The organism is Mesorhizobium sp. M0040 (genome assembly GCF_040323505.1).
In the GTDB taxonomy this organism is placed as follows: Bacteria; Pseudomonadota; Alphaproteobacteria; order Rhizobiales; family Rhizobiaceae; genus Mesorhizobium.
In genome coordinates this window covers 60751-73492 of sequence record NZ_JAMYVA010000018.1, presented here as the reverse complement: position 1 = coordinate 73492, position 12742 = coordinate 60751, and the positions used below count along the sequence as shown (strand labels likewise).

Genomic DNA, 12742 nt, shown 5'->3' with positions numbered 1-12742 from the left:
CCTCACACTGACAATCCCGGATGCCGACAGAAATTCGCTCATGAAGCTTAAAGAGAGACCGGATTTGAATCTGTTAGCGTCGTCTCGCGGACGATATCGAGGAAGGCCTTCAGCACCGGCGAGGGTTGTTCATGCCGGTAGATGATTGAAGTGTCGATGGACAAGGTTCGTCCCTGGATGGGGCGATAAACGACGCCGTGCCGGCGCAAATTTTGCAGACAAGCGGGCAGCAACGAGACGCCCAGCCCGACGGATACAAGTCCGATGATTGTCTGCTTGGGCGTTGCTTCTCGAACGATCCTCGGGCTGAACCCGGATGAACGGCACAGCCCGACGATCTCGTCATAGAGGGATGGATTGATGCTGCGCGGGAACTGAATCAACGCTTCGGAGGCCAGGTCGGCCAGCGCGACCTCTGCTTCCGAGGCCAGCCGATGCGTTTCCGGCAAGGCCACGATCAGGGGTTCGACCAGTATGCTTTCGACCCTCAATGCCTCGTGAACGACGGGAGGATGAACAAAACCGATATCGAGCTGGCGTTCGGCCACTGCCCTGACTTGATTGGGAATGCGCAGATCGGTCAGGCTCAACTCGACCTCGGGATAGCGCTTGGTGAAGCGTTGGACGACAGAAGGCACCACGCTGTAGATAGCCGCGTCGATGAATCCGACAGCAAGATGGCCGGTTTCGCCACGATCGGCTCCACCGCCTGCTCTGTCTGGTGAAGCACGGCCCTAACCTCATCAAGGAACACACGCCCCGCCGCAGTCAGTTCGACCTTGCGCTTGGTGCGCTCCAGCAAGCGCACACCCATCGCCTGTTCCAGTTGCTGGATCTGCTTTGTCAGGGGCGGCTGTGAGATATGCAAGCGCGCTGCCGCGCGCCCGAAATGCAGCTCTTCGGCGACGGCCATGAAGGACTGCATCAGCTTGTGGTTCATCTTCAGCCTTTAATTTCCCAAATAGAATTACCATGGCTCAAACGATATTGGACGGAAAGTATCGGAATCTGCAAAATCCGGAAAGCTGCAAAATCCGGGAGACGCGCTTTGAAAAATTCCGAGATTTCACGCCGCCAGATGCTGAAAGTGCCACTCATCGGCGCGACAATCGCCGCGACATCTCAATCCGGTCTTGTCTGCGAGGCCCTTGGCCAACCCGTTCCAGCTTCGTCGCCAGCGCCCCCTGGCGCTTTCGCCCACAATGTCGAAGCAGTGGGCTATACCGATCTCGATCATCGCCCAGCCTTCAAAATGGCGATCAGGCAGGTTGGCGAACGTTGGTATCTCTACACTGGGCACTTCTGGCACTCCGGCTGGAGCATCGTGGACGTGACCGACCCGGCCAAGCCCGAGACGGTCAAGTTCGTGCCCTATCTCGGCACGAATACGTGGACTCTACAAATAGATTTGTCCGGCGACACGATGGTGACCGCCCTCGAAAAGCCCTTTGCTAATTTCGGCGGTGACCCCGACGCACCGTTCGGCGAAGGCGTTCTGATCTGGGATATCGCGGACCCCATCAATCCGAAACAACTCAGTCACTACCGCACCGGCGGAACCGGCACGCATCGCAACCTCTATCCCAGTGGACGTTATGTCCACCTTGCCGCCGGCATGCCGGGTTACAGGGGCAACATCTACGTCATCCTCGATATTTCGGATCGCTCGAATCCGCGCGAAGCCGGACGCTGGTGGGTGCCGGGCCAGCACGAGGCCGGCGGCGAGAGCTTTGCGGCTGCGAAGCCCGCCGCCGACCAGGAGACCGCCGATCGCTACCGGTTGCGACTGAAGCCCCAATGCATGTGCAGTGCCTTCTGCGCCAGCACGGGCGAGGATGTCTCGCTGCACGGCCCGCCTTATGTCACCGGCGATCTTGTCTATTTGCCTTATGGTGCGGCGGGAATCGTTGTGCTCGATATTAGCGATGTCTCCCAGCCGAGGCAGGTCGGCGGCCTGAGCTTCAGCCCTCCGTTTCATTCGCGCTTCGGTGTGCATAGCGTGCTGCCGATTCCAGAGCGCGGCATTGCCTTCGCCAATTCGGAGAACGTCACCTATGGACGTGGTCCGATGCATCACGCTTCGATCGTCGATATTTCCGATTCCAGTGAACCCTTTCTGCTGTCGCTGTTGCCCGAACCAGTGCCACCCGAAGGCGCTCCCTATTCGGATTTCACAACTCGTGGCGGCTGGCGCGGACCGCACAACATCAACCACCACCAGCATCATCCCGATGTCCAGAAACAAGGCGATCTGTTCTATATCGCGCACTTCAACGCTGGGCTCAGGGTCTATGACGTCTCGAATACTCGGCTTCCGCGCGAGGTCGGCTACTTCATCCCGCCGGAGCCAGTCCGACGCTACGGCCCTATGCCGGAAGACAAGCTGGTTGTTCAGACCGAGGACGTGGTCGTGGACCGGCGCGGCTTCATTTACATAACTGACAAGAACCAGGGGCTCTGGATTCTCCGCTACACCGGCCCGCGGCCGGAAACGGATCGAACGTGACGGTCACATTCACCCTGAAGTTTCATGGCACCGCGACATGATGAGCCGATACGGATTTTTCCGACACGGACATCGATCGCCTTTTGTAAAGTCCGGCGCGATGCAAGATCAAAGCTTGATTACATACTCCTTGCGCGTCGTTTCAAGCACTTCCCAGCTTCCCTTGAAGCCCGGCCTGAGCACGAAGCTGTCGCCTGCCCTGACGGTGCGTGCATCGCCGCCGTCTTCGGCGATCACCGAAACCCCTGACAGGATGTGGCAGAACTCCCACTCATCATATTCGATGCGCCATTTGCCTGGCGTCGCTTCCCAGACGCCGGCATAGAGGCCGCCGTGCTGTTCCTCGACATTCCAGGTGCGGAATTTCGGATCGCCCGACATCAGGCGATCCGGCGCCGGTGCGCCAAGTTCCGGTTCGACGGTGTCGACGCCGACGGAAAGAAATTTCGGCGTGGTCATGGCGATCAAACCTTGGCGAGAGCCTGTTCCAGATCGGCGACGATGTCGTTGACGTCCTCGATGCCGACCGAAAGCCTGACCGTGTCCGGCCCTGCCCCGGCATTGATCTTCTGCTCGTCGGAAAGCTGGCGATGCGTGGTCGATGCCGGGTGGATGACCAGCGACTTGGTGTCGCCGACATTGGCCAGGTGCGAGAACAGCTCGAGCGCCTCGACGAACTTGATGCCCGCGGCATAGCCGCCCTTCAGCCCGAAAGTGAACACCGCGCCGGCGCCAAGCGGCGAGTACTTCTTCTGCAGCGCATTGTTCTTGTCGCTGGGCAGGCCGGGATAGGACACCCAGGCGACCTTGGGATGGTTGGAAAGCCATCCGGCGACCGCCGCCGCATTGTCGCAGTGGCGCTGCATCCTGAGCGGCAAGGTTTCCAGACCGGTCAGGATAAGGAATGCGTTGAACGGCGAAATCGCCGCGCCGATGTCGCGCAGGCCGAGCACGCGAGCAGCGATGGCGAAGGCGAAATTGCCGAAGGTCTCGTGCAGGACGAGGCCGCCATATTCGGGGCGCGGCTCGGACAGCATCGGATATTTGCCCGACTTCGACCAATCGAAGGTGCCGCCGTCGACAATGGCGCCGCCGATCGAGTTGCCGTGGCCGCCGATGAACTTGGTCAGCGAATGCACGACGATGTCGGCGCCATGCTCGATCGGCCGCAGCAGGTAGGGGGAGGCCAGCGTGTTGTCGACGATCAGCGGCAGGCCGTGCTTGCGGGCAATGTCGCCGATCTTCTCGATATCGACGAAGACGCCGCCCGGATTGGCCAGGCTCTCGATGAAGATTGCCTTGGTCCTGTCGTCGATCTGGCTCTCGAAGGTCGAGATGTCATTGGTGTCGGCCCAGCGCACCTGCCAACCGAAATTCTTGAAGGCGTGGCCGAATTGGTTGATCGAGCCGCCGTAAAGCTTTGTCGCTGAAACGAAATTGTCGCCGGGCTGCATCAGATTGTGGAAGACCAGCACCTGCGCGGCATGGCCGGAGGCGACCGCAAGGCCTGCCGTGCCGCCTTCGAGTGCCGCGATGCGCTCTTCCAGCACCGCCTGGGTCGGGTTCATGATGCGGGTGTAGATGTTGCCGAACGCCTTCAGCCCGAACAGCGAGGCGGCATGGTCGGCATCGTCGAAGACGAAGGAGGTGGTCTGGTAGATCGGCGTCGCTCGCGCGCCGGTCGCCGGATCCGGCTTGGCGCCTGCATGGACGGCGAGCGTGTTGAAACCGGGCGTGCGGGCCATCGAAAACCTCCCTCAATAGTGAATGGTGAATGGTGAATGGTGAATGGTGAATGGTGAATGGTGAATGGTGAATGGCAAAGTCGGCCAGCGCCACCTTGATTGCAAGCGGCTCATATGCCGCCTTGCCCGCCTTCCAGAAAAATCCTTCTATTCACCATTCACTATTCATTACCTACTTCTGGCGAACGCCGAAACTCTGGAACCCCGGCCGCATCAGCGGCTTCTTCGACGACAGCACGCCTGAATTGACGCCGGTCCAGCCGATCTCGCCGGACAGCTTGCCATATTCGATCTTGGGGCAACGGTTCATCACCACCTTGATGCCGGCGGCTTCGGCGCGTGCGGCCGCCTCGTCATGGCGTATGCCAAGCTGCATCCAGATGACCTTCGGCAGCGGATCGAGCCGCAACACCTCGTCGACAATGCCCGGCACGGCAGCGGAAGCGCGAAAGACGTCGACCATGTCGACAGGTCCCGGAACGTCGGCGAGCCTGGCATAGGTCATCTGGCCGAGGATCTCCTTGCCGGCCTGGCCGGGATTGATCGGGAACACCGAAAACCCTTTGCCGAGCAGATATTTCAGCACGAAATAGCTCGGCCGCACATCGTTGGCCGACGCGCCGACCAAGGCGATGGTCTTCACCGAATTGAGGATGCCGGCGATATAGGCGTTGTCGTAGGCGTCGTGGTTCATGCCTCGTCATACAGCGCTTCGGAGTGAGGTGCCAACAGCCGCGTCAGTTGCTTGCGATGAGCCAGAGGGGAACCTCGTCAGCCGGGCAGCGAAATCGATCCGTCTTCCGCGATCGGAAAAGCCGGATTGTGCGCCACTTCCCAGATGTGCCCGTCGGCATCGGCGAAATAGCCGTACCAACCGCCCCAGAATGCGCGGCCAGCCGGCTTGACGATACGGCCGCCGGCCCTCTCGGCCATCGCCAGCACTGCATCGACCTCGACGTCGGAGCGGGTGTTGTAGGCGAGGTAGACGGCCGACGGCGCCCTGGAGAAGGTGACGCCCGAATCCTCTTCGGCGCTTGGGCGCGGAAACAAGCCAAGAATGGCGCCGCCCATCTGGAAGAAGGCAACGCCCTCGGTGATCCCGGCATGGCGCTTCAGGCCCATCGCCTCGTAGAAGCGCACGGCGCGGTCAAGATCGTCCGTGGCGATGGTGATGATGGAGATGCGCGGTTCCATATCCGCCTCCTATTCCTCCGGCCATTCCGGCTTGCGCTTGCCGATGAAGGCGCCAATGCCCTCTTCCGCATCGCGCGCCAGCATGTTCTCGACCATGACGCGCCCGGTGTAATCATAGGCCTCGGCCAGCCCCATCTCGGCCTGCTCATAAAAGGCTTCCTTGCCGATCTTGACGACCAAGGACGATTTGGACGCAATAGTTTGCGCGTATTTGGTGACAATCTGATTCAGATATTCGCGCGGCACGACGCGGTTGACCAAGCCGAATTCCTTGGCGGTTGCCGCATCGATCGTCTCGCCGGTCAAAAGCATCTCCATGGCGTGCTTGCGCGAGACGTTGCGCGACAGCGCCACCATCGGCGTCGAGCAGAACAGTCCGATATTGACGCCAGGCGTGCAGAAGGTCGCCTCGTGCGAGGCGATGGCGAGATCGCAGCTGGCAACCAGCTGCAATCCGGCCGCCGTCGCCAGGCCGTCGACTTCGGCGATCACCGGCTTAGGATGGCGAACGATCGCCTGCATCAATGAAGCGCAGGCGGAAAACGTCTTTTCGAAGAAGCCCCTGCCGCGATCGGCATCGGCGCGGTGCGCGCTCAACTCCTTGAGGTCGTGTCCGGCGCAGAACACCTTGCCGACCGCCCCGAGCACGATGACGCGGACGGATTTGTCGGCCTTGGCGCGGTCGAGTTCCGCCATCAGCGCCGCCATCACTGCAAGCGAAAGAGCATTGGCCGGCGGATTGGCAAGCGTCAGGCGCAGCACGCCCTTGTCCAGCCTGGAGACGACCGGCCCTTCGGCAACGGCAGGTTTGATGGCAACGATTTCGGCCATGGGGTCATTCCTCCGCGATTCCGGATCGGTGATCGACTAATCTAGTATGCCGGTCTCGCTTCGTCCAACACCCCGCTTCTGCCATAATGAATGGCTGTTGCCAGAAACAGCACGCTACGCTCATACAGGCAGGCGCAAACGAGGGACCGACATGCCTGCCCAAAGCAACCTCAAGCCGGTGCTGACGGCTGCTGATGTCAACGCGCTGATGGCGACCGTTTTCCCGCAACTCAACGACCAGTTCACCTTCTATGAGGCGTTGGAGGTGTTTCCAGGCGGCTGTGTCGTGCGACTCAATGCCGACGAGCGCCATTTGCGTCCCGGCGGCACCGTGTCGGGTTCGGCGCTGTTCACGCTGGCCGACATAGGCGGCTATGTCTGCGTGCTCTCGCATGCCGGACCGGATGCGCTTTCGGTCACCACCAGTCTCAACATCAATTTCGTCCGCAAGGCCGAGGCCGGGCCGATCGACGGCCATTGCCGCATCCTCAAGCTCGGCAAGAGCCTGATGGTGTTCGATATCGACATCGTCGCCGGCCCGGAGGGACACACAGTAGCGCACGCAACGGGCACCTATTCGATCCCGCCAAAGCGGATTGATGGTGTGGTAAAATAATACCTTTCACCCAAGGCATTGTTTTTGCTGGATTTTGATAGCTTGCCGACATTTCACGCGCCTTGACGCAGTCGCCGTCCTCTCCTATAAGCCCTCACGGAACAGCGGCCCGCAAAGGCCGCCGTTTTGTTATTGGCGGCGGGCAAGCGCCTTTCGCCAATCCAAGCAACAAGAAACGCCTTCTTTTGAAGGTCCGAACCGAAAGCAACAATCCATGGCAACCTTTTCGCAGAAGCCTGCGGATGTGGTGAAGAAGTGGGTGCTGATCGACGCCGAGGGTCTCGTCGTCGGCCGTCTCGCCACTGTCATCGCCAATCATCTTCGCGGCAAACACAAGCCCACCTTCACCCCGCACGTCGACGACGGCGACAACGTCATCGTCATCAATGCCGACAAGGTGGTGTTCACCGGCAAGAAGTTCACCGACAAGGTCTATTACTGGCACACCGGCCACCCCGGCGGCGTCAAGGAGCGCACCGCGCGCCAGCTGCTCGAGGGTCGTTTCCCCGAACGTGTCGTCGAGAAGGCCGTCGAACGCATGATCCCGCGTGGCCCGCTCGGCCGTCGCCAGATGAAGAACCTCCGCGTCTATGCAGGCACGGAACATCCGCATGTCGCCCAGCAGCCTGTCGTCCTCGACGTGGCCAAGCTGAACGCCAAGAACAAGAAGGTTTCGTAAGATGGCTGAGCTTTCCTCGCTCGCAGAACTCGGAGCTGCCACCGGCAATACCAACACCCAGCCGGCCGCACCCGTCCACGTCCAGAAACTCGATAAGTCGGGCCGCGCCTACGCCACCGGCAAGCGCAAGAACGCCATCGCCCGCGTCTGGGTGACGCCCGGCTCCGGCAAGATCGTCGTCAACGACAAGGTGTTCGCCGAATATTTCGCGCGTCCGGTGCTGCAGATGATCCTCAACCAGCCGATCATCGCCGCCAATCGCGCCGGCCAGTACGACATCGTTGCCACCGTCATCGGCGGCGGCCTTTCCGGCCAGGCGGGTGCCGTGCGCCACGGCATCTCCAAGGCGCTGACCTATTACGAGCCGGCGCTGCGCGCCGTGCTCAAGAAGGGTGGCTTCCTGACCCGCGACAGCCGCGTCGTCGAGCGCAAGAAGTACGGCAAGGCAAAGGCCCGCCGGAGCTTCCAGTTCTCCAAGCGTTAAGCGCTGCGCAATTACACGTTTTCGAAAGGCCGCCTCCGGGCGGCCTTTTCCACAAAAAGAGGCACCAATCACCCCATCGGGCGCGGCTCGCACGCATGGTGGCAGACTTCAGGCCTTGATGAAGTCAATGAACGCCCGCAACGGCGCCGGCACGAGGCGCCGGCCGGGATAGTAAAGGAACGGCCCGGAGAAGCTCTGCCACCAGGGTTCAAGCAGCGGTTCGAGCGCCCCGCTCTCGAAGTGAGGGCGTAGCCAATCCTCGAACAGGCTGATGATGCCGGTGCCGGCGATGGCTGCATCGACTTTGAGGTCAGTCGCCCCGCCCAGGGTCACGACAAGCGGCCCCGTCGGGTCGACCCGCACCACCTCGCCGTCGCGCTCGAATTCCCACGGCGGCATCGCACGGCTGGCAAAGCGGCCGCGCAGGCAGGCGTGGCCGAGCAGGTCGCGCGGGTGTTGCGGCCGGCCATGACGATCCAGGTAGGCCGGGCTGGCGGCGATGGCGAAGCGCTGCACGCGCGGTCCGATCGGCACAGCGATCATGTCCTGCTCCAGCCGCTCCTCATAGCGAATGCCGGCGTCGCACCCCGCCGCCAGCACATCGACGAAGCTCTCCTCCGAGATCACCTCCAACCGGATGCCCGGATAGGCGGCGAGAAAAGGCGGAACGATGCTGGGCAGTACCAGCCGCGCCGCGCTGACCGGCACATTGAGGCGCAACGTACCTGCCGGCCTGTCGCGAAAGCCGTTCACTACGTCGAGGGCCGATTCCACCTCGGTCAAGGCAGGACCGAGCCGCGCCAGCAGGCCTTCGCCAGCTTCCGTCAGGACGACGCTGCGGGTCGTCCGGTTGAGCAGCCTGACACCGAGCTGCGTCTCCAGGCGGCGTACCGCCTCGCTCAAGCCGGACGCACTGCCGCCGTTGGCGCGTGCCGCATCGCGAAAGCCTTTGGCGCGCGCTACGGCCACGAAGGCGTTCAGATCCCCGAGATCAATCTGCATTGTTCGTCATTCCGCACAGCCCGTGCGAATTGTACCCAATTATCATGAGATCGGACAGCGTCTATCTCTGCACCATCCCTGAAGGAGAAAGACCATGTCCAGCGTCGACCAGTCCGGCACATTCATCCTCGGCGACCGCAAGGTGAGACGGCTCGGCTACGGTGCCATGCAGCTCGCAGGGCCCGGCGTCTTCGGCCCACCAAAGGACCACGACGCGGCATTGGCCGTACTGCGCGAAGCCGTTGCACAAGGCGTCAACCACATCGACACCAGCGACTTCTATGGCCCGCACGTGACCAACCTGTTGATCCGCGAAGCGCTCGCACCCTATCCCGACGACCTCGTTATCGTCACCAAGATCGGTGCCCGACGCGGCACGGATGGCTCATGGCTGCCGGCCTTCTCGGCAGAAGAGCTGACACAGGCGGTGCACGACAATCTGCACAATCTCGGACTCGACGTGCTGGAGGTGGTCAACCTTCGGGTCATGTTCGACGCGCATGGCCCCGCCGAAGGGTCGATCGAGGCGCCGCTTGCGACGCTTGCCGAGCTCCAGCGACAGGGCCTCGTGCGCCACATCGGGCTGAGCAACGTCACCGCTGCACAGATCGCCGAAGGCCGCAGGATGTGCAGGATCGTCTGCGTGCAGAACCAGTACAATCTGGCGCATCGGGGCGATGATGCCTTGATCAACGATCTCGCCCACGACGGCACCGCCTATGTGCCGTTCTTCCCACTTGGCGGCTTCAACCCGTTGCAGTCGTCGACCTTGTCCAAGGTCGCCGCACGCCTCGGCGCCACGCCCATGCAGGTCGCGCTCGCCTGGCTGCTTCGCCGCGGACCCAACATTCTTCTGATCCCCGGCACGTCTGCCGTCGCGCATCTGCGGGAGAACCTCGCCGCTGCCGACCTCGAACTGTCGGACGATGTCATCAAGGAGCTGGATGGTGTGGCAATGGCGGCCTGCGGGTAGATTACCGAAGGCAGTGATGAGCCAATCTCCCCCAAGTGGGTTCCCTTGCGGGGAAGATTGCCGGCACGACAGCTAAGGCGCGCGACCTTACAGGCGGGACAGCCGAGACGCTGAAGGATCGTCGCATTTTTCTGCCACTACGCCACATTTTGTTCTTGCTTTGTGCCGGCAGCTATGCTACTAATCTGGGTGTGGTGCTAATTGGCTCCAACGACCCGCCCACAGAGGCGGGTTTTCTGTTTCTGAGTTCCTTCGAAAGTTTGGCGCTGCCGGCCTGGGGTCGGCGGGACAGCGCCCTTCTGCCCTGCCGGGCATCGTCCCCACAAGAGGGAGATCCAGTTCTCGCCGCGCCGGTCTAGTTGATGCTGGCCGTGTTGGCCGGCTCGGCCGGGCGCTTCTCACCGGCATAGGGCACGCGAAAACCGTTCGCCGCCAGCCAACTGATGGCGGCCTTCGGTTCGTCGGTCTGGATGATGGTGGCGCCTCGCTCGACCCAGAAACCATAAGTCTCGCGCGGCAGGCTGGCCGCGACCGCCAGCTCGTCGCCGCGGCCGCCGGCGAGGAAGCCGCCCGGCTTGTTGACGATGGCATAGGTGTCGGCCCAGATGTGCCAGTCGCCCCTCACGGCGATCGCGCGCATGCGCGGGCTGAACAGCGGGCCGCCGGTCTCGGTCAGTGTCTCGGCGCCGGCCCGCCAATTGATCAGTTCGATCGCCCGCACCGGGAACGCCCGGCTGACTTTTTCGGCAAACATCGCGTCGTGAACCGCATCGTCGGCAATGATCGGCATGAACTGGAAGCCGCCCTCGATCGCGTCCATGGCGGCCGCAACCGTGGCGATCCTCTCCGCATCCCACAGGTTCTCCTTGACGATCACCTGTTCGGCCATGCCGAGGTCGCGCGCGACCGCGACCATGCCGGCCAGGCTTTCGGTATCGAGCTTGTTATCGAGATTGATGAGGATCCTGTCCCTAGTCGCCATCAACAGCTCGCGCAACGTCGAGACCGTCTCGCCGGTAACGGCGCCGGTGCCTTCGATCACCAACCGGCACGTCTTGAGTTCGGCCAATGTGTGCTTGTCGACCTCACCTTTGCAAGTCGTGGTGCGGTCGAGCCAACTGTCATGCATGACGACGAACTGTCCGTCCTTCGAGCGCCTGATATCGACCTCGACGATTTCGGCGCCCATTGCGATCGACGCCTCGACGGCGGCGATCGAATTTTCGGGATAGAGCGTCTTGCCGGCCTGCATGCCGCCGGCGCGGTGCGCGGCCACCATCACATGGTCGCGCCATTGGTTGGCATGCTCGAAGCGGTCGAGTATCTGCCTCGCGCGCGTTTCGCCTGCCGACGCATGACCAAGTGGGACCGTCAGCGCGACGGAAAGCAGAAGGCTCAGCCAAGTCGTTCGCATGAGAATCGCTCCGTACCGGATCGACACCCGGTTAAGCGACGCTCGTGACACCCCAGTGAACGAAGCCGGCTTGCAAAATGCCGGAAAATCAGGTCAGCGCCGGCCGAAGCAGTCGTCGGCGGCTACTTTCGGTTGCTTGCCAGGCAATCTCCTGGCGAGCCATGCCGGGTTCGCCTGGCGAGCAAGGATTTGTGACCGGATCGAATGGCCATGATCCTCCGCAGGGGTCGCAATTCTGAGAATTATGTCCAATAAGGTTGCGCGTCGACGCACAGGAGATCGCTTCATGCCGCCAAGGACCATCGATCACGCCTTCACCACCCGCTCCAGGACGGGTGCGTCGTTCGAGCCGACCTATGCCGGCGCCCTGTCGTTCATGCGGCGCAAATATTCGAAGGACGTGAAGGACGCCGATGCGGTGGTGTGGGGCATTCCCTTCGACGCTGCGGTCACCAATCGGCCGGGCGCCCGTTTCGGACCGCAGGCAATCCGCCGCGCCTCGGCCATCCTCGACAACGATCCGCAATATCCGTTTTCGCGCGATCTGTTCGAACAGCTTGCCGTGGTCGATTATGGCGACTGCCTGCTCGACAGCGGCAATCACCAGAAGACGCCTGCCACGATCGAACGCGAAGCGGCGAAGATCCTGAAATCCGGCGCCTTTCTGCTGTCACTCGGTGGCGATCACTTCGTCACCTGGCCGCTGCTCAAGGCGCATGCCGCCATCCATGGCCCGCTGGCTCTGGTGCAGTTCGACGCACACCAGGACACCTGGCCCGACGACGGCAAGCGCATCGATCACGGCTCCTTCGTCGGCCGTGCAGTCAAGGAGGGCATCATCGACCCCGACCGGTCGATCCAGATCGGCATCCGCACCCATGCGCCCGACACGTTCGGTATCAAGATCCTGTATGGCCATGAAGTGGAGGAAATGCGTGCGTCGGACATCGCGTATGCCATCGTCGACCGTACGGGCGGCAAGAAGACCTACGTTACTTTCGACATCGATTGCCTGGACCCGGCTTTTGCGCCCGGCACCGGAACGCCGGTCGCGGGAGGCCCGTCTTCGGCAAAGATCCTGTCGGTGCTGCGCCAGATCAACCAGCTCGATATCGTCGGCGCCGACGTCGTCGAGGTTGCGCCAGCCTATGATCACGCCGATATAACGGCAATTGCCGGGTCGATGGTGGCCATGCACTATCTCGGGCTGTTGGCGGAACGAAAGGCCCGACTCGAAGAAATGAACCAGGGCAATCACGGCGTCGCCGGATTGAATCAGGCAAGCGGCATATAGCTTT

The 12742-nt window shown here is 62.0% G+C and carries 15 protein-coding genes; 6 read left to right on the top strand and 9 right to left on the bottom strand.

Features of this window, described 5'->3' with window-relative positions:
• Positions 1-47: 47 nt before the first annotated feature.
• On the bottom strand, positions 48-638 hold the full coding sequence (locus NKJ91_RS17735) for a LysR substrate-binding domain-containing protein (RefSeq protein ID WP_502903606.1): 591 nt from the start codon (positions 636-638) through the stop codon (positions 48-50).
• On the bottom strand, positions 587-913 hold the full coding sequence (locus NKJ91_RS33850; RefSeq protein WP_502903605.1) for a LysR family transcriptional regulator: 327 nt from the start codon (positions 911-913) through the stop codon (positions 587-589). The genes NKJ91_RS17735 and NKJ91_RS33850 overlap by 52 nt, the downstream gene beginning before the upstream one ends.
• Here NKJ91_RS33850 and NKJ91_RS17730 point away from each other — a divergent pair.
• Positions 890-2506 carry an LVIVD repeat-containing protein gene (locus tag NKJ91_RS17730; protein WP_352456612.1) on the top strand — a complete coding sequence of 539 codons (1617 nt, stop codon included), beginning with the start codon at positions 890-892 and terminating at the stop codon, positions 2504-2506. The genes NKJ91_RS33850 and NKJ91_RS17730 overlap by 24 nt on opposite strands.
• Before the next feature lie 108 nt (positions 2507-2614).
• On the opposite strand, the gene NKJ91_RS17725 is transcribed toward NKJ91_RS17730, so the two are convergent.
• The 5 genes from NKJ91_RS17725 to NKJ91_RS17705 all read right to left on the bottom strand — a co-directional run bounded on the left by NKJ91_RS17725 (position 2615) and on the right by NKJ91_RS17705 (position 6276).
• Entirely contained in the window at positions 2615-2965 is a 351-nt protein-coding gene (locus NKJ91_RS17725; RefSeq protein WP_352456611.1) for a cupin domain-containing protein, read from the bottom strand.
• Between the two features lie 5 nt (positions 2966-2970).
• A complete protein-coding gene (locus NKJ91_RS17720; protein WP_023674650.1) occupies positions 2971-4251 on the bottom strand; it encodes an O-acetylhomoserine aminocarboxypropyltransferase in 1281 nt (426 codons plus the stop codon).
• A 172-nt stretch (positions 4252-4423) separates the two neighbouring features.
• A complete protein-coding gene (locus NKJ91_RS17715) occupies positions 4424-4945 on the bottom strand; it encodes a CoA-binding protein (protein WP_352456610.1) in 522 nt (173 codons plus the stop codon).
• Between the two features lie 77 nt (positions 4946-5022).
• On the bottom strand, positions 5023-5445 hold the full coding sequence (locus tag NKJ91_RS17710) for a VOC family protein (protein ID WP_352456609.1): 423 nt from the start codon (positions 5443-5445) through the stop codon (positions 5023-5025).
• Between the two features lie 9 nt (positions 5446-5454).
• A complete protein-coding gene (locus NKJ91_RS17705; RefSeq protein ID WP_352456608.1) occupies positions 5455-6276 on the bottom strand; it encodes an enoyl-CoA hydratase in 822 nt (273 codons plus the stop codon).
• A 151-nt stretch (positions 6277-6427) separates the two neighbouring features.
• Between NKJ91_RS17705 and NKJ91_RS17700 the strand changes: the two genes are divergently transcribed.
• From NKJ91_RS17700 to rpsI, 3 genes are all read left to right on the top strand, one after another.
• On the top strand, positions 6428-6892 hold the full coding sequence (locus tag NKJ91_RS17700) for a PaaI family thioesterase (protein WP_023674646.1): 465 nt from the start codon (positions 6428-6430) through the stop codon (positions 6890-6892).
• Between the two features lie 214 nt (positions 6893-7106).
• Positions 7107-7571 carry a 50S ribosomal protein L13 gene (gene rplM, locus NKJ91_RS17695; RefSeq protein WP_023674645.1) on the top strand — a complete coding sequence of 155 codons (465 nt, stop codon included), beginning with the start codon at positions 7107-7109 and terminating at the stop codon, positions 7569-7571.
• Between the two features lies 1 nt (position 7572).
• Entirely contained in the window at positions 7573-8055 is a 483-nt protein-coding gene (gene rpsI, locus NKJ91_RS17690; protein WP_352456607.1) for a 30S ribosomal protein S9, read from the top strand.
• A 108-nt stretch (positions 8056-8163) separates the two neighbouring features.
• Here the strand turns inward: rpsI and NKJ91_RS17685 are convergent, their stop codons facing one another.
• Positions 8164-9057: a LysR family transcriptional regulator gene (locus NKJ91_RS17685; RefSeq protein WP_352456606.1), complete on the bottom strand. Its 894-nt coding sequence runs from the start codon at positions 9055-9057 to the stop codon at positions 8164-8166.
• 94 nt (positions 9058-9151) lie between these two features.
• Here NKJ91_RS17685 and NKJ91_RS17680 point away from each other — a divergent pair, with 94 nt between their 5' ends.
• Positions 9152-10030 (top strand): aldo/keto reductase family oxidoreductase, encoded by an 879-nt coding sequence (locus NKJ91_RS17680; protein ID WP_352456605.1) that lies wholly within the window; start codon positions 9152-9154, stop codon positions 10028-10030.
• Between the two features lie 355 nt (positions 10031-10385).
• Here NKJ91_RS17680 and NKJ91_RS17675 read toward each other — a convergent pair whose 3' ends face one another.
• Positions 10386-11444 (bottom strand): glycerophosphodiester phosphodiesterase family protein, encoded by a 1059-nt coding sequence (locus NKJ91_RS17675; protein ID WP_352456604.1) that lies wholly within the window; start codon positions 11442-11444, stop codon positions 10386-10388.
• A gap of 286 nt (positions 11445-11730) precedes the next feature.
• Between NKJ91_RS17675 and speB the strand changes: the two genes are divergently transcribed.
• On the top strand, positions 11731-12738 hold the full coding sequence (gene speB, locus NKJ91_RS17670; protein WP_352449331.1) for an agmatinase: 1008 nt from the start codon (positions 11731-11733) through the stop codon (positions 12736-12738).
• Positions 12739-12742 lie beyond the last annotated feature (4 nt).